This is a genomic window from Neorhizobium sp. AL 9.2.2, assembly GCF_013317225.1.
Taxonomy (GTDB): domain Bacteria; phylum Pseudomonadota; class Alphaproteobacteria; order Rhizobiales; family Rhizobiaceae; genus Neorhizobium; species Neorhizobium soli.
In genome coordinates this window covers 1244510-1266861 of sequence record NZ_JAALXU010000001.1, presented here as the reverse complement: position 1 = coordinate 1266861, position 22352 = coordinate 1244510, and the positions used below count along the sequence as shown (strand labels likewise).

The 22352-nt window shown below is 61.3% G+C and carries 10 protein-coding genes; 2 read left to right on the top strand and 8 right to left on the bottom strand.

The window, feature by feature from the left end; genetic code table 11:
- Positions 1-113 precede the first annotated feature (113 nt).
- The gene (locus tag G6K99_RS06065; protein ID WP_174195980.1) at positions 114-905 is read left to right on the top strand and encodes a metallophosphoesterase family protein; all 792 of its coding nucleotides are present in this window, start codon (positions 114-116) and stop codon (positions 903-905) included.
- Here G6K99_RS06065 and G6K99_RS06060 read toward each other — a convergent pair.
- The 3 genes from G6K99_RS06060 to G6K99_RS06050 are packed head-to-tail and all read right to left on the bottom strand — an operon-like array spanning position 902 to position 10558.
- The gene (locus G6K99_RS06060) at positions 902-1675 is read right to left on the bottom strand and encodes an SDR family oxidoreductase (protein ID WP_092661982.1); all 774 of its coding nucleotides are present in this window, start codon (positions 1673-1675) and stop codon (positions 902-904) included. The two genes, G6K99_RS06065 and G6K99_RS06060, sit on opposite strands and share 4 nt — an antisense overlap.
- Positions 1676-1691: 16 nt before the next feature.
- Positions 1692-3125 carry an aminotransferase class I/II-fold pyridoxal phosphate-dependent enzyme gene (locus G6K99_RS06055; protein ID WP_062453239.1) on the bottom strand — a complete coding sequence of 478 codons (1434 nt, stop codon included), beginning with the start codon at positions 3123-3125 and terminating at the stop codon, positions 1692-1694.
- Entirely contained in the window at positions 3122-10558 is a 7437-nt protein-coding gene (locus tag G6K99_RS06050) for a type I polyketide synthase (protein ID WP_174195979.1), read from the bottom strand. The genes G6K99_RS06055 and G6K99_RS06050 overlap by 4 nt, the downstream gene beginning before the upstream one ends.
- Before the next feature lie 441 nt (positions 10559-10999).
- On the opposite strand from G6K99_RS06050, the gene G6K99_RS06045 reads away from it, so the two are divergent.
- Positions 11000-11848, top strand: coding sequence for a DUF6030 family protein (locus G6K99_RS06045; RefSeq protein ID WP_174195978.1), 849 nt, complete (start codon positions 11000-11002; stop codon positions 11846-11848).
- A gap of 26 nt (positions 11849-11874) precedes the next feature.
- Here G6K99_RS06045 and G6K99_RS06040 read toward each other — a convergent pair whose 3' ends face one another.
- The 5 genes from G6K99_RS06040 to lon all read right to left on the bottom strand — a co-directional run bounded on the left by G6K99_RS06040 (position 11875) and on the right by lon (position 21928).
- Complete coding sequence (locus G6K99_RS06040; protein ID WP_174195977.1) at positions 11875-15318, bottom strand: YhaN family protein; 3444 nt, start codon at positions 15316-15318, stop codon at positions 11875-11877.
- Between the two features lie 4 nt (positions 15319-15322).
- On the bottom strand, positions 15323-16558 hold the full coding sequence (locus G6K99_RS06035; RefSeq protein WP_174195976.1) for a DNA repair exonuclease: 1236 nt from the start codon (positions 16556-16558) through the stop codon (positions 15323-15325).
- A 106-nt stretch (positions 16559-16664) separates the two neighbouring features.
- On the bottom strand, positions 16665-18854 hold the full coding sequence (locus G6K99_RS06030) for an esterase-like activity of phytase family protein (protein ID WP_174195975.1): 2190 nt from the start codon (positions 18852-18854) through the stop codon (positions 16665-16667).
- A gap of 191 nt (positions 18855-19045) precedes the next feature.
- Positions 19046-19321 carry a DNA-binding protein HupB gene (gene hupB / locus G6K99_RS06025; RefSeq protein WP_062453245.1) on the bottom strand — a complete coding sequence of 92 codons (276 nt, stop codon included), beginning with the start codon at positions 19319-19321 and terminating at the stop codon, positions 19046-19048.
- 186 nt (positions 19322-19507) lie between these two features.
- A complete protein-coding gene (lon, locus tag G6K99_RS06020) occupies positions 19508-21928 on the bottom strand; it encodes an endopeptidase La (protein ID WP_062453246.1) in 2421 nt (806 codons plus the stop codon).
- Positions 21929-22352: the final 424 nt, after the last annotated feature.

Sequence of the window (22352 nt, the reverse complement as noted above, 5' to 3'; positions counted from 1 at the left end):
GGGATCGTTGAACGGTTTGCAACGAGATCCGAAAGGGCTTGTTAAACGTCCATTAGGGGCACATTTCCCATTGTATCCTCACGTTCTCTCTCATTCTCGAAACGAACTGTATCATGCGCAAGGTCATCGGGTGGCTCACCCAGAAACGTTCCAGCCAGGGGAGCGTCCCACGTCCCCGTCGGCGTATCGACCTTGGCGTAGACGCGCCGACCTATCCGATCTACGCGATCGGCGACGTGCATGGCTGCCTGGGGCTCCTCAAGGAAGCCGAGGCGAAGATCGCCCGCGACATCGAAGAAACGCGCCGTGCGGGCGTGGTGGTTCTTCTCGGCGACTATGTGGACCGCGGCCCGGCATCCTCGGGTGTTCTCGACTATCTGATCAAGCCGAGCGAATACGGTCTGCGCCGACTGCCGCTATGCGGAAACCATGACGATGTGTTCCGCCTCTTCCTCGATGATCCGGATACGCATGGCGAATGGCTGAGCCTCGGCGGAGAGCAGACGCTGGCGTCCTACGGGCTCGACGTGCATGACCAGAACTTTCGCCAGCGCAGCCGCAATGGCACGCTGAAGCAGCTGCTGGCTGAAGTCGTGCCCGATGCGCACCGCCAGTTCCTCACCGATTTGCCGATCAGCATGAAGGTCGGACAGCTTCTGTTCGTCCACGCCGGCATCCGGCCGGGTGTCGCGTTGAAAGACCAGGAGGAGGCTGACCTGATGTGGATCCGCGATCCATTCCTCGCCAAAGGACCAAACCTTCCATCCACCTTCGTGATCCACGGCCACACGCCGCAGGCTGAGCCTTCGCTCGGACCGAACAGAATCGGCATCGATACCGGGGCATTTTATTCGGGCAAGCTGACAATCTTGAGGATTGCGGGCGAAGAGACGCGGTTTATCTAGCGACGTCTGGAAAACCAGGCCGCAACGAACGGCTTTACCAGTGGACCGAACAGGCCAAGGCCAGTGATGGAAAAGCCGAAATAGACTTTCTTCGACCGCCGATCGATGCCGCGAACGATCTTTTCGGCAACGGCATTCGCCTTCCACGGCGGCGCGGCACCCATCAGAGCCCGTGCCTGCGCCGGGCGTTTGGCGAGTTCCCTCTCGAACTGCGGCGTTTCGGTATCCGGCGGGAAGCACAGCGATATGGTGACGCCATCTCCAACCGACTCAGCCTGGAGGGCCTCGGCGAAGCCCGTGAGCGCCGACTTGGAGGCACAATAAGCTGTGTAGCCGGGTATGCCGATCAGTGCCGCACCCGAGGACACGATCATGATTGCGCCCTGCCCGCGGCTCTTCATGCCCGCGTAGACCGAGCGTACGGCATTCGCCGTACCGAGCAGGTTGACGTCTATCTGGCGGGAAAAGTCGCTCTGCGATTGCTGGTCGAAAAAAGCGGGTTCTACCATCCCGGCCGAGGCAACAAGAACGTCGCACGGTCCGAATGCGGCCTCGCAGGCATCAACAGCACGCGAGATCTCGCTATCGTTCGCGACATCCGCGCGTTCACATCTGATGTCAGCCTTGCCGGTACTGCGGAGGTCGACAACAGCGCTTTCAAGCATTGCCGCCGTGCGCGCGATGATCGATACGCGCGCACCCCGGCATGCGTAGATCCGCGCCACTTCCAGTCCGATGCCGCTTGATCCACCCGTTACGATCACGTGCATCGTCGTCGCCACAGCCTCAGGTGTTGTCGGGCGACTGGAGAAGCGGCGCAAGCTGCATCAGTTTTTCCGGGCTGAGAGAGGCAAGACCGAAATTCCTGTCCTGCAGGTCCTTCAGGCGTCTTGCTGTCGATTCCACCGCATGGCGAATCTGCTCTTCCGTATGGTCGCTGGTGATAAAGAATCGCAACCGGGCCATGCCTTCCGGGACGGCGGGATGAATGATCGGCAAAGCGTTGACGCCATCTTCCAGCAATTCGTTCGACAGCTGGATGGAGCGAAGCGAATCACCGACGAGGATCGGCACGACGGAAAAGCCGAGGCTCAATCCGGTGTCGAGACCGGCTTCCCGGGCGAGCTTCAGAAACAGCGAACCGTTCCGGTGCAACTGCTCGGCCCGATCCGGTTCCTCGCGCAGAATATCGAGGGCCGTGGCTGCAGCCGTTGCCAGAACCGGAGCAAGCCCGACGCTGTAGACGAAACCGCCCGCTTCGGCCTTTAGGATGTCAGCCAGCGCCCGGCTACCGGCAATATATCCGCCGCAGCTCGACGTTGTCTTCGACAGGGTGCCCATCCAGATATCGACGCTCTTCGGGTCGATATCAAAATGTTCAAACGAGCCGCGACCGGTCTTGCCGAGAACGCCGAGCGAATGGGCCTCGTCGACCATCAGCCAGAAGCCGTACCGATTGCGCAGCTCGATCAGGCGTGGCAGGTCGGCGATGTCGCCATCCATCGAATAGACGCCTTCGACGATCACGAGAACGCGCCGGAAATCTCCGGCAAGCGTGTTGAGCACCGTCTCGAGGTTATCGACGTCATTGTGCTTGAACAGGCGCCGCGTGGCGCCGGAAAGCTTGATGCCGGCCAGCGCGCTGTTGTGGATGAATTCGTCGTGGATGACGAGGTCCTTGGGGCCGACGACACAGCTGATTGCCGCAACGTTGGTAAGGTAGCCGCTGACGAAACAGACTGCAGCATCAACGCCGTAGACGCTGGCAAGCTTTTCTTCGAGTTCCGCATGCACCGGGCGCTCGCCTGCGACCAGACGGCTGGCGGAGGCGGAAATGCCGAAACGATCGATCGCAGCCTTGGCGGCTTCGGTCACCCTCGGGTCCGTGTTGGTGCCGAGATAGTCGTAGGAAGCAAAATTCGCATAGACTTCCCCGTCCATGGTCGTCGTCGCGCCGGCGGCTTCGTCGTGCGAGCGATAGAACGGGTTGTCGACGCCGATGATTTCGCTCGCCTTGCGCTGCACCATGACCCGTTGATATTCGGGCAAGGCGTCAAAGCCGACCGGAGGGCGGGCCGGCTGCTGCGGCTGTGCATTGAGCCGCGTCGTGCGATTGCGCCCGACGTTTTCGTTGGCCTTGCGCATCTGGTCGATAAAATTGCCCTTCCCCCCAAGGCTCAGCTTGGAGGGCCGGGTTTCATCCGAACTGCTGTCTGTCACTGCGTTGCGGCTTTCTGCTGCGTCGAATGGCTCTTGACCAGCCGGTCGATCACTTCGTTCTGGACGGTGTCGTCCTCGCCGTTGCGCTTGGCGACACGCTCTCTCAGACGGCTTACCACGTCGCTGACGGACGTGTCTTCCCCTACTCCGCTCAGCGGAATATCAAAGCCCGTCTTCTGCTGGAAGCTCATACCGAGCTCCATCGCCATCAGACTGTCGAGACCGATATCCTTCAAGACCTTTTCCGGCGTGATACTGTCTTCCGTGACACGCAGGATCGTGGCGATTTCAGACGCGACGAGGTTGTGAAGAAGCTGCTGCGCTTCATCCGCCGACTTGCCACGGATCAGATCCTCAAGATCAATCCGGTCGCCATCGGAGGCCGATTGCTGATTGCCGGCCGAACGGATCGCCGTCTCGAAGATCGAGGCGTTAGAAATCGGCAGCATCCGCACTGCCTGCCAGTCGACTTCGGCAATCATCACGGCTGCCGCATCAATGGTGCCGGTGTCTGACGCCATGTAGCGTTCGACCTGCTCCAGCGCATCGCGCGCCTTCATGGCCGTTTTGCCGATTCGCTTGGACAGGATTTCGTTGACCTCGGCATTGCGTGCAAGGAAACCGGTATCGGCAATGGCGCCGAAGCCGACGGCGAGACCCGGCTTGCCGGCCGCGCGACGTGCACGGGCAAGACCTTCGAGATAGCCGTTGGCAATGACGTAGTTGGCTTGGCCCGGGTTGCCGAGCATGGTCGTGGCCGACGAGAAGACGAGGAAGAGATCGAGGTCGTCGCCCGCCGTCAGCTTGTCGAGCAGAGCCGCGCCGCGAACCTTGACCTCGACAACCGGGCGGTTGCGCTCAGGCGTCAGGTTGGACAGAAGCGCGTCGTCGAGCACCATGGCGGCGTGCACGATGCCCTTGATCGGAGCCTGCTTGCGCAGGCTGTCGAGGAGCTTCGAAAGAGCCGGCTCGCTGGTGATATCGCAGGCGTGGACAGATGCCTTCACGCTCTTCGCATGCCACTTGGCGATCGCCGCCTCGGTTTCAGCGTCGGCAACGCCCTTGCGCGAGCAAAGTGCAATCTGCTTGGCACCGCGTGCGGCAAGCCAGTCCGCTGCAACGAGGCCGAAGCCTCCAATGCCGCCGGCAACCAAATAGATGCCATCCGGATCGAAGGCGACCGGCTTTTCGTTTGAAATCACCACCTTGTCCTTGCCGGCAACCGGCGGACGGATGACAATCTTGCCGATCTGGCCGGCATTCTGCATCAGACGGAAGGCACTGCCGATCTCGTCATAGCCGAAGGCGCGATAGGGCAGCGGAGACAGGTCGCCCCGTTCGAACAGGACGCCGATCTCGGTAAAGATCTTCTTCGTGATCGCCGGCAGCTTCACCAGCAACTGGTCGGCGTCGATGCCGAAATAGCTGATGTTGCGACGGAACGGACGAAGGCCGATCTTGCGGTCGGAATAATAGTCGCGCTTGCCGAGTTCGAGAAAGCGACCGAACGGCTTCACCAGTTCCAGGCTGCGTTCCATCGCTTCCGAGAACAGCGAGTTGAGCACCAGGTCGACGCCTTCGCCACCGGTGACGCCGCGCACGCGGGCCACGAAATCCAGCGAGCGGCTGTCGAACACATGGTCTGCACCAAGCGCTTCCAGGAAGCGGCGCTTTTCCACCGTGCCAGCCGTGGCGATGACAATCGCACCCTTCAGCTTGGCGATCTGCAATGCGGCAAGGCCGACACCGCCAGCAGCGCCATGGATGAGGATGGTTTCACCGGGTTCGATATGGCCGAGCTGGACCATGGCGTAATAGGCGGTTAGGAATGCCACCGGAACCGTTGCTGCAGCCTCAAAGTCGAGGCGGGCCGGAAACTTCGTCACGCCGTCACGGCGAACCTTGACGTGCGTGGAGAACGCGGCCGGGCCGATGCCCATGACACGGTCTCCGGCAACGAGATCCGTCACCGACGCACCGACCGAGATGACGCGGCCGGACATTTCCATGCCGATGGTTGCGCCGGCAAAGCCGTCTTCGAGTGCTTCTTCCGGAAGCAGTCCCATCGCCCACATGACGTCACGGAAGTTGAGGCCGGCCGCTTCCACGGCGAGAACGATCTCGTCGGCATCCGGCACCGGCTCGGAGGCGCTCTCCCAGATGATGCTGTCGACGCGTCCATTCACGGTTTGCCGGATCGTGGCCGCGGTGAAGTCGGCGCTTTCTGTATCCTTCGGCCCGAACGGACCGCTCGATGCGCGGATTTCCGACAGCGAACCATCGCGCAGGATCCACTCACGGTTGGCACTGGCGGATGCAAGGATCTCGCCGACATACAGGCCGAGTTCCGCACTGTCCGTCTCGAGATCGAGAAGGTGCGTGGCGACCGCATCGTATTCGTTCTGAAGAACGCGGGCGAAGGTCCAGAGACCGGCGTTGACGTCATCAGTCGCCTCACCGGCAAGCGGCGAGCCGCCGGGTGCGACGATCACGAGACGGGACTGGTCGCCCGACGCGAGGCTGGCGCTATGCCGGGTGAACGCTTCAACGATACGCTTCAGGTTTTCGAGACGTGCCAGAGCGACATCGGAGGCTTCGCGATCGCTCAGACGTTCGGCTAAGAAGATGGCTTGAACGGGTTTGCCATCGAATCCGGCAAGCGACTGCGAAATCGCAGTCTCGTCCGCATCCGCGCTGAGCAGGACGACGGTGTCGCCGTCACCAAACGCTGCAGCACGGGCAACATCTTCAGCGAAGACGAGCGCCGACGGGATCGACGGCAGTGCCTGCAGCTGGTCGGCCGCGGCCGAGGAGGCGCCTGCAACAATCAGCAGCCCTTCGGCCACATCTTTCTCTTCGACAAGCGGGGCGGCAAAGCCGAGACCTGTCAGAAGGTCGGTTACCTGTTCGGTTGTCGCGAGACGCCCGACCGGGAATTCTGGCGACTGACTTGCGGCAAACCAGTCATCCGACAGGCCGAAGGCAAAGTCGTTGAACGCTGACGGTGCACGGTCGACGAACAGGAATGCAGCGCCTCTTGCGGCAGCGCCTCGCACAGCCGAACGAAGGCTATCGTCGGCGACCAGAACCGCCTGGCTTTCAAGTCCGGCGGCAACGATCACATCGATGCCGCGGAGATCGGTCAGCGCCTTCGGCTCGATCACCGAGACATGTGCATGCTGTTCGAAGGCAAGTTCGAGTGTACGGCGAACGCTTTCGCGCGGCTCGACGATGGCGAGCGTCGCCGAGAAATCGACGGCAAGCGACGCAAGCTTGCTGCTGACGGATACGGATGTGGAGCCGAGCTCGACAATGACCCGGGTCCGGCCGCCATTGGCCCGACAGGCTTGCTCGACAAGATGCAGCGCCAGATCGGAGCGCTTGCGCCCAAGTGGCGAGTGAACAAGCACGTGTTCGAGCGTTGCTTCGCTGGTGTGGCGCGCTTCGGAGACGTCTTCGCCGCTATGGAGGCCGCCAAGCGACAGGTGTTCCAGAGCATCGCGATAGGCATTGTGCAGCAGCACGGCCTCGGCGATACGTCCGGAATCCTCACGGTAGATTTCTTGCAGAAGTTCAGAGACGGCCGGCATGGTGAATTCGGACGGCACGCGCCAGCCGGATTCCTCGGACGACGCGATCCCGGCATCTTCCAGAATAAACAGACAGCTTGCCAGGAAAGCCCGGAAATTGGGTTCGCCCGGGAACTCGGTGACGGAGACGAACCCGTCCTGTGATGCGAGCGACAGCGCGATCTCGTGGCAGGCACGGTAAATCATCGCATCCAGCATCAACGACGCAGTGTCCTTGGCTTCTGCATCCGTCGTCGCGGCCAGTAGACCGCCGGCAAACCCGATCCGAGCGAAATTGCCTGACATCGTCGACGGCACGGCTTCGTAATGGAACGCCACCGAGGCCAAGGTGTGATGACGACGCAACGAGGTGCGGCGGAACCGGCAGTCGTCGAACGACGCGACGATTTCGCCATCTTCCCCGAACATGCGGAAGTTGACTTTGATCGAGAAGCCGCTGAACCGTTCGATCTCAATGACTGCACGGGTAATAGGCTTGGCCCGCGCCCCCACCCGAACCGAACCAAATCGTACAGGGATATAGGGAGAGCCGGCATCGCTGCCCGATAACTGGTCGAACATGGCAACAAGGCCATGAAACACCGCGTCCACCGAGAACGGGTTGAGGTTGTAGGTCAGATAGGGGTGGGCCGGAGCCTCGGCCGCTTTCAGATCGACCTCGACGGTGTTGCGACCAAAGACGCGCGCTTCGCGCAGCAGCTGGAAGTGCGGGCCGTATTGGAGGCCGAACTTTTCGGCAGTCCCGTAGACCTCCAGCGAGGAGAGCTTCGCGCTTTCGCCTTCGTTGGCACGCCAGATCTGACGGTCAGATGCATGCTCTACCGGCTTGCGGCAGCGGGCCACCGCATGCACGGTCCAGTCGTCGCTGCTCAGTCGTTCGCGCGAGCGGATCTCGATATCGCCTGTCTCGGGCGACAGGATCGTCGATAGCTCGAGCAGCCGGTCGGTACGAAGTTCGAGCGGACGCACGATCTCCATATTCGTCAGTTCGACGTCGTCGGACCCGAAATGCACCTGGGCGGCTGTGACGGCGATCTCGACAAATCCGCTACCCGGAAGGATCGCGCGCGAATCGACGACGTGCTCAGCCAGATCCGGGAAAAGCTGCGCGTCGACATGGTTCTTCCAGTGGGCGCTGTTGGGATCGGTGCGCCATCCGAGCAGCGAGTAGCTGCCGCGGTGTTCGCGGCCGAAGATATCAACCTCATCGGTCGTGTTCGCCATCTTCAAGACGGACGGCTCGAGCGGCAGGACCGGGAGGCCTGCAAACGCATCGCGCTTGCTGCTACGGCGCGACACGCTCGGCGAGACGCCGTGGGCGATGGCGCGGGCAAACGACTGCGCGACCGGGTCACGTCCCTCGATCGGGGTCTCTCGCTGCAGGGTACCGATCACGACAGCCGAATGCGACGCATGCTTGGCGATTTCACTGACATAGTTCGACAGAATCGAACGCGGCGAGATCTCGATGAAGAGGTTGCAGCCGAGATCCAGTGCAGTTTCGGCGGCAGACTTGAAGAGAACCGGGTCACGGACGTTGCGCCACCAGTAATCGGCATCCAGGCCGCGGCAGTCGTAGATGCCGCCGGTGACCGTCGAAACATAGGTGCAAGCGCCACTCTTCGGCTCGATCGTCGGCAGGTCCGCGAGAAAAAGATCGCGCGCGCTGTCGATGATAGGGTGATGGAACGGGTAGTTGATGTCGAGAACATGGACGACGGTCTGCGCCTTGCGTGCCGCATCGCGAAACGCCTGGATCTCGTCAGTCGGACCGGAAATCGTGACCGAGTTCGGTGCATTGATGGCGGCGACGCCGATCTCGTTCAGACCATGGGTCTTTGCGAAGGCAAGCGCCGTCTCCTCGTTCATCACAGCGGCAGCCATCTTGCCCTTGCCGGCAAACAGATCCTGCGACTTGGAGCGCTTGGCGACGATCGCCACGGCTTCCGCAGCGGTCAGGGCCTTGGCGGCATAGGCAGCTGCAATTTCGCCCACGGAGTGGCCGAAGACGACATCCGGGCGAACCCCGAGATTAGCGAGGCAATCCGAGATGGAAGCCTGGATCGCAAACAGCATAGGCTGAGCGATCTTGGTATCGGCAAGCCTATTGCCGATATCGTCGGCAAACAGCAGATCCGAGAGCTTTTCGCCCAGGTGATACTCGAACAGCGCGCTGAAGGACTGGAAGCACTGGCGGAAATGGCGGCTTTCACGATAGGCCTCAACACCCATTCCAGCCCACTGCGCACCATTGCCGGAAAACACGAAAGCTGTCTTGCCGGCATGGGACGGCGCTTCTCCGCGCTCCCCCTGCGAAGCCGTTCCGGCCAAATGCGTTTCGATCGCCTTGAGAACCCTGCCCTCGTCCTTGGCTTCGACGGCGAAGCGATAACGCATCGGGTCGCGATTGGCGCTGGAGGCGGCGATCATCCGACGTGCCTTGACAGCATCGGAGCGTTCGAGGGCCGACTGGTAGTTTTCCAGAAGCGACTTCAGGGCGGTGGCGCTATGGGCGCTGGCAAAGAAGAACTGGCTGTCGGCCTTGGTGGGCAGCGCCGGCGTGTCGACCGGATCGGGATCGCCGATCACGACGTGGGCGTTGGTGCCGCCGAAGCCGAACGAGTTGATGCCGGCGAGCCGAGCGCCCTTGGCAGGCATCAGCTTCATCGCGGACATGTTGACCCGCACGTTGAGCGAGGCGAAGTCGATATCCTCGTTGGCTTTATCGATATGCAGCGTCGCGGGCAGGAAATCGTTTTCCAGCGCGATCATCGCCTTGATGAGACCGAAAAGACCCGACACCGGCTCGGTATGGCCGATATTCGACTTGATCGAACCGATCGGCAGCGGAGCCGGACGGTTCTGGCCGATGACAGTGCCAATGGCCCAGACTTCCGCCGGGTCGCCCACACGCGTTCCCGTGCCGTGGCCTTCGATAAAGGCGACGCGGTTCACGTCGATGCCGTTGCCCTGATAGATCGAGCGCAGAAGATCGGCCTGCGCTTCCCGCGATGGCAGACTGATGCCGTTGGTGCGGCCCGAAGAATTCACGCCTGTTGCGTGGATCTTGGCGTAGCTGCGGTCATTTTCCCGCTTCGCGCGATCGCTGCGACGAAGGACGATCGCCACCCCGCCTTCGGCGCGGACATAGCCATGGCCGTTGGTGTCATAAGCACGGCAAAGCCCTTCGGGCGACAGCATCCGCGCCTGCGCGAAGCCGACGAAGGAGAGCGGGTTGACGAGGATATTGACGCCGCCGACGATCGCGGTGTCGATATCACCGCGCTCGAGCGAGCGCACCGCCTGATCCAGCGCCACCAACGACGACGAGCAGGCGGTGTCGATGGTCATGCTCGGCCCATTGAGGCCGAAGACGTGCGAAATGCGGTTCGAGACGATCGAGAGCGTGTTGCCCGTCATGAAATACGGGCTACCGGATGCCGGATCCTCCGACGACAGCGTACTGTTTTCGAGACTGGACGCGCCGATATAAACGCCGACCTTTTCCTTGGCGAGCGTGCTTGCCGGAAGATTGGCGTCTTCCAGCGCCTGCCAGACCAGTGTCAGAAGCACGCGCTGCTGCGGGTCCATCTGCATGGCCTCGCGCTGCGAAATGCCGAAAACGGCAGGATCAAAGTCATACAGCCTGTCGATAACGCCTGCGGCAAACGTATAGGTCTTTCCAGCGATACCCTGTGCCGGATGCCAGAAACGTGCCAAGTCCCATCGATCTCCAGGGATCTCCGAAACGGTGCAACGGCCGCCGCTCAGGATCGTCTTGAGTTCCTTGACGGAGCTTGCACCCGGCGCCACACAGGCTCTACCAATAATTTCGATCGTCATTGTCACTCTGTTTTCACAGCTAAAATGGCGGATGCGGAATGCCCGCATCGGACAACTTTAACAACATACTTATTAGCGGATGTCACGAGAAAAGCTAATACACATATGGCCCAAGGCGGGTTCAGGGGTTCGCAAAAAGCACAAAGTTATTGCATAAACAAGCCATTACATAACCTGCCTCCTGTTTATACTAGCATGGGTTGGATCGCCAGATACCTTACAGCAACAATCAACCATACAGTGAACAGAAAGCGGCACCACGCCTGCAAATGGAGTTGAGAAGGCGAGACAGCTTACAGCTCCGACCAGCGTAAACTCGTCCGCCAGACGCTGATGACCGCCGGTCGAATCGAAAATATGGCGAAGCTCTAGATTTGAAGCCTGTTAGTAATGTGGTAAGCGCAGGCATCATCGCAGGCATTCCTCGATCGGAACAAGACTATGCCGCAAGAGGAGAGGCCCGCAATTTCGACCCCTGCCGAACAACGTCGCCGACGCGGCGGCCGGTTGTTCGTTCTTGCGGTGTTCCTTCTCGTTGTCTTCAGCGGGCTTGCGGCGACCGTCCTTTTCGTCAACGAAGGGCGCAACTATAAGCGTCTGGTGCGCCAGTTCGGCCTGCAAACCTATCTGCTTCCTCCTCCTCCCGCACCGGCTGTTCGCATCGGGCGCCAGCGACGGCTTGCGGCGAGTAGCAAGCAGCTGCCCAGACTGGTCCGGCCGCTGGCGCACGACACGTCGCGTCTCATCCCACCCGTTACGACATCAACCGAGGAACGCTGCCAAGCACTGGCGGGCATAGGCGTTGAACCGCCGAACTTCTTGGCGGGCGCCAATGTATGGGAGTGCACGTTCTTCCTGCCGCTGGGCCCGGGTGAAGATCCGGCGTCTCTGTTCATCCAGGCGAAAGGGGTTGGAGAGGATGACCTGCGCACCTTCCGGATCAAGCTCAGTTTCACGGATGAGCGCCACGACGGTGCGCTGTTGCAGACTGCACTGACCACGCTCGACGGTTACGGCCTGTCGCTGACACCGCAGAGCCGGTCATATCTCGAGGCAAGGCTTTCCGCCCGCACGGCGTTTAAATCCGATCTCGAAAACTACCGCGCCACCTTTGTCCCCGAAATGATGGACCAGAGACGGTTCAACCTGCTCCTCGTTGCCCATCCCGTTACCACGGCATGCCCGGTACCGACGCCGGAACCTGCCAGGGCGTCACAGCGAGCGATCGTCAGCACGCGGATCGGCTGCCTGACGCTCCCAGTGGGGCAAGTTTTTTCGCCGCAAGGCTAGCCACGCTACGCAACCGTCAGATTGCGTTAAAGCCTGATCAAGTCCAGCCGCTCTCCGAGTTCGCGCTGCGCCGTTTCCACCAGGCTCAGCTGGTGGGTGAACAGCACCGTCTGGAACTTGTCGCCGGCGGCAGCGAGGGTGCGGATGCCAGCGGCGGTGCGTTCGTCGTCGAATGTCTGGAAGATGTCGTCGAGGATCAGCGGTGCCGGTTCGTTGCGGCTGCAGTAATCCTCGAGGAACGCCAGACGCAGTGCCAGATAGAGCTGGTCGCCGGTCCCTTCGCTGAGGCCCGATAGCGGAACCTGCTCACCGGTGTTTCGCTCGACGGCAAGCTGGAGCTCGTCCTTCTCGTCATAGAGCTGCACCAGCTTGGCAAACCGTTCGCCGGTGAGATCAGCAAAAACCTTTCCCGCCCGCTGCATGACAGGATCGGCCTGTTGCTCGCGATAGGTTTCCATCGACGACGACAGGAGGCTGGCGGCAAGCTTCAGGACCACCCACCGACGCGCAAGGTCCCTCGCCTCGGTTTCGGCCGCATGCTTCTGGAACACAGCGCGCTCGGCGCCGATGCCGCTTTCGAGTTCGCGGCGGCGGCGGGCATTGTCTGCCTCAGCGGTCCGCAGGGAAGAAATCCGGTCGATCTGCCTGCTATCGGCGCTTTCCAGCTGCTCGATCTCGAGCCCTGCGGTCACCTTGTCGAAATCGACCAGCGCCGAGCGCACTACCACTTCGTCGTCACCATCGGCGTGTTCGTTGAAACGGGAGCGGCACTGCAGCAGCTGTCCGTTCAGCCGGCTTCGCTGGCGCAATTCTTCGTGGACCTGTTCGAGGTCGGCGACGTCTCGCGAGGCGGATGCGGCAAGGGCCGCAAGCTCGTCCTGCAGGGTCTTTTGGCGCGTGGCGTAGCGCTCGAGAGAGAGCGTCGCACGCTCCAGGTCAGCTGACATCGCCGCCTTGTGCTTGGCGGCGGCATTGGCGTCCACTGCCCGGTCGTTGAGCAGGCCGGCGGCGACGTCTGCCGGCACAGTGATTAGGTCGGGCGCCACCTTGGTGCAGAGGCTGCGGATCTCTTCGTCGAAGGTTTCCATGTCGCGCTGCATGCCGCGCACCCGGCGCCTGCGGTTCTCGCGCTCGGCCAGAAGATCCGGCACGCTGCGCCAGACATCGAGCGCTGCGGCCGCCATTTCGACCGTCGCCTCATCCGGCAGGCCGGCCATGGTCGCAGCGTTGGAGAATGCGGCTCGCCACGTGTCGACTTCACGGCGCAGAACGGTCTCGCGCTCTTCGAGACGTTGCAGCGCATCGACGGCGGAATGGCGCTTGCCCTCCAGCGAGCGGCTTTCCGTCCAGCGTTCCGCGATCTCCGCCAGTCTGCGGTCGAGAGCGCGCGCCAGGGCCGCCGGCGGCAAGGCGGTTGCGGCAAGACCAATCGCGTCGGCAAGGCCGACCAGCACCGGCTTCAACCGCTCTTCCTTCAGCCGCGCGGTCTGCAGCGCGTCACGTGCATCCTTTAGCGCATCGACCTGATGCGACAGGGCTTCGACGCCGCGGCGCCATTCGAGCATGCGTTCGGGCGACAGCGGGGAGACGGGCACCGAGCGGAACAGGTCCTCGAATTCGGTGATCGCATCCGACAGCGCGATATCGCTTTCGCGCGCTTCGGCGCGGGCGTTTGTCAACTGATGCTCGATCTCGTGCTGACGCAAGCTGAGTTGTGCGTGCCGGGACACGCGCTCGGCGTCGGTCAGGGCCGCGTCAGCCAATTCGTCAGCGTTCTGCACGGCCTTGTGCACATCGGCGAGCTTATCCGTTGTTGGCTTTGCTCCGAGTGCGGCAAGACCCGCATCGCGCAGCTGGCGAGCTTCCAGGATATCGGCACGCGAAACGATGCGGCCCTGCCCTTCCAGCGCCGCCATCTGATCCGCCACGGTCTTGGCTTCTGCCTTCACCGTCGTCAGCGTCTGGGTGATCCTCGCATGCACGGCGCGTGCATCGTCGATCAGCTTGCGGTGGCTGCTGAGCGCTGCGAGATCCGGCAGCGGGCTCGCAAGCAGGGCGTCGATGTCCTTGACCGGCGGATCGAGCCTTGCAACGGCGGCGGCAAGATCGCTCTCTGCCCGTGTGGCGCGGACCTGCAGGTTTTCGATCCCTGCGAGATCACTGAGTTCGGGGCGCAACGCCGTGAGCTGCTCGGCCCATGGTTTCGGATCGATCAGGCGGCTGTCCGGATTGGCTTCATCCAGACGGCGCAGCGCCTCGCGCTCTTCTTCCAGACGGAGATGCAGCTGTTTGAGGCTCCGGTCGAGTTCGCTGCCTTCCTCGAGAAGGGTCTTCAGCCGCACCAGATCGGCATCGGCAGGCTGGTGGCGTTCGAGGTCGTCGGTCCTGACAAGACCCAACCTGCGCCCCAGCTGCACCAGCCGGGTATCGAAATCCTCCACCTCGCCGCGCACCCTCGCGATATCCTCGCGGGCTTTCAGATAGACGCCCTTGTCGGCGTGGCGGGCAAGAATGCTGCCGGCAGCGGCGATCAGCGCGTCGTCGACATGGAGAGCGGCGATCTCGTCGCCCAGCCGCGAAACTTCCGTTTCCGCCGCCCGATGCGCGTCGTCATTGCGCCGCGCCTCTTCCAGCGCCCGCGCGAGTGCGTCCTCGAAGCCAGGCGGCAGCGCGCCCAGCGACTGATACTGCGCCAGCTGGTCCTGCTCGCGATCGATCTCGCGAAGCACCGGCTCCAGCCGCATCAGCTTGCGCAGCCGTTCGAGCGTCTGTTTCGTGGTTTCGCGCTCGGTCTTGATGGTGGCGAGTTCCGCTTCCAGCTCGGCCTGTTCGGCGAGCAGCTTCTTCCAGTCGCCGGACTTCAGCTCGTTGTCCCGCTCGGCCTTGCGCGCTTCGTCATGGCTGTCGAGGACCTGGTAGAACAAACGGTCCTTGGAGCGTCGCGACGCGTAGATGGTGTCTGCCTCGGCATCGAAGCTTTTGCGCAGGTCGGAGAGGCCGGTAAGGCCCGACGCTGCGGAAAACAGCAGGCTGCCGATCTCGCCGCCGCTTTTCAGCATGCTCTGGCCGCCGGCGCGCAGCGAGGCCGAATCGAGACCGAAGGCGCGTTGAAACACATCGCGGTTCAGCGTGCCGAGAAACGGTGCCAGCGCATCTTCGGGCAGCGCTTCTTCCGCGTCGCTTGCGGCGAGCAGCGTGTTCTTGCGGCCGCGACGACGGCGAAAGCCCAGCTTGCTGCCATCGCGTGTCTCGATTTCGGCGCCGACGCGAAGGGCCGTCGCATCGTGGAGAAAACTGTATTCGGCAGCGGTCGGAAAACCGAACAGCAGATCCGAGATTGCCGACAGTGCCGAAGACTTTCCGGCTTCGTTCGGACCATAGATGACATGCAGCTGCGCATCCGGCCGGAAGGTAAGCGCGCGGTCGGTGAGCGCGCCGTAGCGCAGGATGTCGAGACGGGTAAAACGCATGTGACTACCCTACCCTTGCCGCACGCGACAGAAGCAGCTCGCGTGCTTCCGCCAACAGCGCTGCCGCATCATCGCCAAGCGCCAGGTCGCCGGCGCCGATACCGCCCGGCAGACGCGCGGCGATCTCTGCAATGCGGGCCTCGGCCTCGCTGACCAGCAATGGTGAAAACTCCGCCGTCGGCAGGAGGCCTTCGAGCCCGAGGAGATCGGTCGATTTCCCCGTCGAGGCGACCTCGGCTTCGAGTTTAACCTCAAGCTTTTCCAGCCAGATATCCTCATGGCCGCGATGGCAGGCGGCCTGTACCTCATCCCGGAAATCGGCCGCTCTCGCCAGGATCTCGTTGCGGAAGCGACTGCGCCCGCTTATGCGGATGCGCAGCGCCAGCGGGCGGCTTTCCATCGCATCGATCACAGAACCAAGCAGGTCTTCCAGCCGCCGCAGGATCGCCGCCGGTGTTTCATTCGGCTCAACGAGAACGGCGAGTTCGGCAAACCTTGCGCTGTCGGTCACGATGCGCTCATAGGCGATGCGCCCGTCCTCGACGGTCACGAGCACGGCGCCCTTTGCGCCCTGCTCGCGGATCGATCGTCCCTGAAGGTTGCCGGGGAAAACCACCAGCGGGTCTTCGGCGACGATTTCGAAATCGTGGACATGGCCGAGCGCCCAGTAATCGTAGCCACGCGACCGCAGATCTTCGACGGAACAGGGCGCATAGGCTGCGTGCGGCTCGCGGCCGGTCAGCGAGGTGTGCAGCACGCCGATGTTGAACCAGCCGGCCTCCGGCTTCGGATATGCAAGCGCCAGGTTTTCATTGGCCGAGCGCTCGGCAAAACCCTGGCCATGCAGCGCGACCCTCAGGTGATCCAGCTTGAACGTGCCGGGCTTTGCCGTCGGGAATTCGCTGACATTCTTCGGCAGCGTGATTGTCTTGGTGATGACGCTTTCTGCGTCGTGATTGCCCTTCAGCAGATAGACCGGAATGCCGGCGCGTTCCAGGCGGGCGACCTCGCGGTTGAAAAACAGGCCGATCTTGTTGTCTTTCCAATCGCCGTCATAGACATCGCCCGCGACGATGAAGAAGTCGACCTTGCGCTCAACCGCCTCGTCCACCAGGCCTGAAAACGCCTTGCGGCTGGCCTCGATGAAGATATCGGCAAGCTCGACATCCTTCAGCGCCAGGCCCTGAAAGGGACTGCCTAGATGCAGATCGGCGGCATGGATGAAGCGGAATGAGGTCATCGACTCGGCTGCTGGAACACATCGGGAACGACAGACTTAAGTCACGCATCGGCAATAAAAAAGGCCGGGTGCGAAAACACCCGGCCTTTTCCTGTTGATGAACGGTTTAGTTGGTCGCCTTGATCTCAACCGGGAAGAACAGCGTCTCACCAGAACTGTCATCGACGCCGTCATTGTCGGTGATGGCGAAGGCCTTGCCGGACTTGTCGAAGGCGAAACCTTCGAGCTTGTCGACCACGTATCCGTTGGTGGCGTTCTTCAGGTCGGGCAGGAAGTCGTGAACCTCCTGCTTGGTGACGAGCGGCAGCTCTCCTCCAAGCTTTGCCGGCTTCAGATCGGCGATTGCCACACGGTAGAGCTTCTTGAGCTTTGCCTTGTCGCCGATCAGGTTGTCGCGCTCGATGATGTAGAGGTAGTCACCGCGGGCCGTAATTTCCGACAGGCCGACCCAGCCTTTTTCGGTCTTTTCGAGCGGGTAGCGAACGGCGGCCCATTCCTTGGACTTCGGCTTGTAGGACAGAAGCTTCACCTGGCCCTTCGGATCGTCCTTCCATTCGCGCTGGATTGCCATCCAGAGTGTCAGGTCGTCGCCGGAACCGGTTGTGGTGATGCCTTCCAGGCCGAAGCGGGTTTCGCCGGCCAGAAGTTCTGCAGGAAGCGCGATCTCGGACTTGATCTCGCCCTTGGCGCTGACGTTGTAGATGCCGTGACCGACGAACTTGGCACTGTCGCCTTCCGAAGCGAGCCAGAAGCCGCCCTTGCCGTCGAGTGCGATACCTTCGATATCCAGCTTCTGGGCCGGCTGACCGTTGCGGGTCACACGCACGACACTGGTGATTTCGGCCGGCTTCTTGGTGGCGTCGATGGTGAAGATCGAGGGCTGCATGGCATAGACGCTATCGCTGACTGCGTAGAGAATGCCGTCCTTCTCCGCATCACCGACGAGGCCCGACATGGCGCCCCAGCCGAGCGGCTTGCCGTCGACATCCTTGGAAACCAGCATCGGATAGGCCTTCTCGCCTTCGCCAAGCTGGTAGATCATGACATGCGAGCGGGCACCGCCATCTTCGCCGAGATCGGCTTCGTTGGCGGACGCGAGCAGGTTGCGGCCGGGAATAGCAACCGCGCCTTCCGGCGAGATGCCGGATGGCAGAAGCTGCACCAGTTCCGGTTCCGCACCGGTATCCTTGTAGACCGCGATCATCGAACCGCGTTCCGACAGGACAAAGAAATACTTCTGACCGTTGAAGGTCGCAGCTTCCAAGCCTTCCGGCTCGATGCCCTTGTTCTTGGCACGCTTTTCCGGGAAGTGACCAACGCGGGCTACGGCATATTCGAGCGAAGTGCCGGCGTCATAGAGAACCTTGCCTGTGCGGTCGAAGATGGTGAAGCCGCGCGACCCGCCCTTGTAGTCGCCTTCGTTGGCGACAACGAAACGATCGGTACCGAGCCACTTTACCGCATCCGGTTCGCGCGGGATGGCTGTGAGCTTGCCGGAGAAGGTCAGTGCGCCGTCGGTCTTGTTGTCAACGCCATCGAGATCAACCGTGCCGGCCGTGAAATGGGCGGTAACCTTTGCGGTCTTGCTGTCGACGATGACGATGTGGTTGTTTTCCTGCAGCGTCACGACGATTTCGCCGTTGGCGTTGATATTGACGAATTCCGGCTCAGGATCCTCAGGAGCGACAGTGGACAGTCCCGTCAGGTCGACGTGACGGATGCTATCGCAAACCGGCACGCCATTGTTCAGGGTGACAATCTGCAATTCACCGGCCGGCAGCTGCGGAAGAGCGCCGTCGTTGAGCTTTTCGTCGCGCTGGTTCTCGATGGCAATGGCCGCAAACGTGCCATCCGGCGAGATGACGACCGAGTCCGGCTGGCCGCCGAGATCGCAGGTGGCCTCGATCTTGCGAGAGGCGATATCGACCACCCCGAGCTGGCCCGCGGGCTTGGTCAGATCCTTGGTGCGGTCGATGGTGACAAGAACCTTCGCACCGATTGCTGCGACCGAGTTCGGCTCGCCGTCGATCTTGACCGAGCCGCCTGCCTTCGGCGCTTTCGCGTCGGTGATGTCGATAAAGCCAATCGTGCCACCCGGCGCATCGGAATAGATGAGCGTGTTGCCGTCGGCGGTCGCCGTGATGATTTCCGACGAGGTCGCCTTGTCCTCGCCCTTGGGCAGGTTCTGGGCAACCGGGAAGGATGCAATACGGTCGAAGACTTGCTCGGCGCCGGCAGGAGCTGCAACGGAGCCGAGGAGGAGCGCGGTCAAAGCGGCGCGTGTCGAGAATGTCATGGGAAGCCTCCGTGAAACTACACTCGGCTTGTGCTGCACTGTCATGACAGGCGGATGACAGTTTTGGACGCAGAAAGAACGGACCTGCGGATAAGGCTCGAACACGCTTTCTGTTCAACGAAAAAGGCCCGGTTTTCACCGGGCCTTCTCAACGCTTTGCATCACGGCGGCAGGCCGCCAGATGCTTTCGATCAGCTGTTAACAGCTTCCTTGAGACCCTTGCCGGCCGAGAACTTCGGCACGTTACGAGCAGGGATATCGACTTCAGCGCCCGTGGACGGGTTGCGGCCCTTGGATGCTTCGCGACGCGAAACGGAGAAGCTGCCGAAGCCAGCGAGGCGGATGTCGCCACCATTCTTCAGTTCGGCCTGGACAGTCTCGAAAACGGCATCGACTGCAGAGGCGGCATCAGCCTTGGAGAGGCCGGCTTTTTCGGCCACTGCGGACACCAGTTCGGTCTTGTTCATATTTCCACCCTTTCAACGGTTTTGGAACGACTCATTTGGTCGGCGCCGACAATAGTTTTGCGTCGGCACTTGGCAACCCAAAGGCTCCGAAAAAGCCTGAAAAACAAGGGGTCTTGGGCATTTTTCACAAAAAAAGCCGGCTTTCGCCGGCTTTTTTATCAGTTCGTGGCGGCTTCAAGGCACCGCTTAGTGAGCGATCGTTGTCGACGAGTCGTCGGCACCGTCAACTGTCGCAATGACCGGAGTCTCTACCGTGCCATCCCACTCGATCGGTTCGGGAAGGCGAACCAAAGCGTGCTTGATCACCTCGCCCATACGCGACACCGGGATGATCTCCATTCCGTTTTTCACGTTGTCCGGAATGTCCGCGAGGTCCTTCGCGTTCTCTTCCGGGATCAGCACAACCTTGATGTTGCCGCGCAGAGCCGCAAGGAGTTTTTCCTTGAGACCACCGATCGGCAGCACCCGGCCGCGCAACGTGATTTCGCCGGTCATGGCGACATCCTTGCGAACAGGAATGCCGGTCATGATCGAAACGATCGCGGTTGCCATGCCGACACCGGCCGACGGACCGTCCTTCGGCGTCGCACCTTCCGGCACGTGCACGTGGATGTCCGACTTGTCGAAGCGCGGCGGCTCGATGCCGAAATCGACGGCACGGGAGCGGACATAGGATGCCGCAGCCGAAATCGATTCCTTCATCACGTCCTTGAGGTTGCCGGTCACGGTCATGCGACCCTTGCCCGGCATCATGACGCCTTCGATGGTGAGGAGCTCACCGCCGACTTCTGTCCAGGCAAGACCCGTAACGACACCGACCTGATCCTCGCCTTCGGCTTCGCCGTGACGGAAACGCGGAACGCCAAGGTAATCCGAAATATTGGCAGCGGTCACCGCGACCGACTTCGTCTTCCCCTTGATGATCTCGGTCACGGCCTTGCGGGCGAGCTTCATCAGCTCGCGCTCGAAGGAGCGAACGCCGGCTTCGCGCGTGTACTGCTGGCTGATCGCCATCAGGGCATCGTCCGACACCGAGAATTCCTTCGGCTGCAGCGCATGGTCCCGGATCGCCTTCGGCAGAAGGTGACGCTTGGCGATCTCCCGCTTCTCATCCTCGGTGTACCCGGCGATGCGGATCACTTCCATGCGGTCCATCAGGGGACCTGGGATGTTCAGTGTGTTCGCCGTGGTGATGAACATCACGTCGGACAGATCGTATTCAACCTCGAGGTAGTGATCCATGAAGGTCGAGTTCTGCGCCGGATCGAGCACTTCGAGCAGGGCCGAAGACGGATCGCCGCGGAAATCGGAACCCATCTTGTCGATTTCGTCGAGCAGGAAGAGCGGGTTCGACTTCTTCGCCTTCTTCATCGACTGGATGACCTTGCCGGGCATCGAGCCAATGTAAGTGCGGCGGTGACCACGGATTTCCGCTTCGTCACGAACGCCACCGAGTGCCATGCGCACGTATTCGCGGCCGGTCGCCTTGGCGATCGACTGGGCAAGAGACGTCTTGCCGACGCCCGGAGGACCGACGAGGCAGAGGATCGGGCCCTTGAGCTTGGTGGCACGGGCCTGCACTGCGAGATACTCGACGATGCGTTCCTTGACCTTGTCGAGACCGAAGTGATCCAGTTCGAGGACCTTCTCAGCCGCGTTAAGATCGGTCTTGATCTTCGACTTTTTGGACCACGGAATACCGAGCAGCCAGTCGAGATAGTTGCGCACGACGGTGGCTTCCGCCGACATCGGGCTCATCTGCTTCAGCTTCTTCAACTCGGCGTCGGCCTTTTCCTTGGCTTCCTTGGAAAGCTTGGTCTTGCCGATGCGCTCTTCCAGTTCGGCCATCTCGTCTCGGCCTTCGTCGCCGTCGCCGAGTTCCTTCTGGATCGCCTTCATCTGCTCGTTGAGGTAATACTCGCGCTGGGTCTTTTCCATCTGGCGCTTGACGCGCGAGCGGATGCGCTTCTCGACCTGGAGGACGGAGATTTCGCCTTCCATGAAGCCGAGGGCCTTTTCAAGCCGCAGCTTGATCGAGACCGTTTCGAGCATTTCCTGCTTTTCGGTGATCTTGATCGACAGGTGCGAGGCGACCGTGTCGGCCAGCTTCGAGTAGTCCTCGATTTGGCTCGCGGCACCAACGACTTCCGGCGAGATCTTCTTGTTGAGCTTAACGTAGTTTTCGAATTCGGAAACCACGGAGCGCGACAGTGCTTCGACCTCGACGGCGTCCTCATCGGGCTCGGCCAGAATCTCGGCCTTGGCTTCGTAGAACTCTTCGCGGTCGCTGTATTCGGAGATCTGGGCGCGCGCCTTGCCTTCGACCAGAACCTTGACGGTTCCGTCCGGGAGCTTCAGGAGCTGCAGCACATTGGCCACCGTGCCGACCTTGTAGATCTGCTCAGGCTCAGGATCGTCGTCGCTGGCATTGATCTGGGTGACGAGCATGATCTGCTTGTCGGAACCCATGACCTCTTCAAGCGCCCGAATGGACTTTTCCCGTCCGACGAACAGCGGCACGATCATGTGCGGGAAGACCACAATGTCGCGCAGAGGCAGGACCGGATAGGTCTCAGCGCCGGATGCCGCAGACGTTGAATTCGTCATGTCATTTCCTTTCCATCGTCCCGTTGCCGGGATGGCTTGAGAAATTACCCAAGCACTTCACTCCCGCTAAAAGTGGAGTTTTCACAGATCGTTTTCAAGCCTTGCAAGGTCGCTGCACTGCACCTTGTGCAACCAGCCGTCAGACAAAGCGCCCACGCATAACGCATTACGCAAAATGTCAGCTCTTCAGCACGGACGCGCCACCGTTCTTGCCGACAAAGCTCTTCGAGACGAGGTCCGAAATCAACGGCACACGCACAAAAGATGCGAAGCAGCCGGAACGGAAAGGTTCATCCCTGACCCTGTCTAAATCAAGCGGATTATCTTGCAACTCTTTGCAGTGCAAAAATCGTGTAATACGGCCTAAAACAATAGCCGAGGCTAAAACGAAAAAGAGGCCCCAATGGGGCCCCTTCTCAATGTT

Excerpts from the sequence above, each read along its gene's own strand:
- G6K99_RS06065 (WP_174195980.1), top strand. The coding sequence starts at position 114 with ATGCGCAAGGTCATCGGGTGGCTCACCCAGAAACGTTCCAGCCAGGGG.
- G6K99_RS06060 (WP_092661982.1), bottom strand. The coding sequence starts at position 1,675 with ATGCACGTGATCGTAACGGGTGGATCAAGCGGCATCGGACTGGAAGTG.
- G6K99_RS06050 (WP_174195979.1), bottom strand. The coding sequence starts at position 10,558 with ATGACGATCGAAATTATTGGTAGAGCCTGTGTGGCGCCGGGTGCAAGC.
- G6K99_RS06045 (WP_174195978.1), top strand. The coding sequence starts at position 11,000 with ATGCCGCAAGAGGAGAGGCCCGCAATTTCGACCCCTGCCGAACAACGT.
- G6K99_RS06040 (WP_174195977.1), bottom strand. The coding sequence starts at position 15,318 with ATGCGTTTTACCCGTCTCGACATCCTGCGCTACGGCGCGCTCACCGAC.
- G6K99_RS06035 (WP_174195976.1), bottom strand. The coding sequence starts at position 16,558 with ATGACCTCATTCCGCTTCATCCATGCCGCCGATCTGCATCTAGGCAGT.
- G6K99_RS06030 (WP_174195975.1), bottom strand. The coding sequence starts at position 18,854 with ATGACATTCTCGACACGCGCCGCTTTGACCGCGCTCCTCCTCGGCTCC.
- hupB (WP_062453245.1), bottom strand. The coding sequence starts at position 19,321 with ATGAACAAGACCGAACTGGTGTCCGCAGTGGCCGAAAAAGCCGGCCTC.
- lon (WP_062453246.1), bottom strand. The coding sequence starts at position 21,928 with ATGACGAATTCAACGTCTGCGGCATCCGGCGCTGAGACCTATCCGGTC.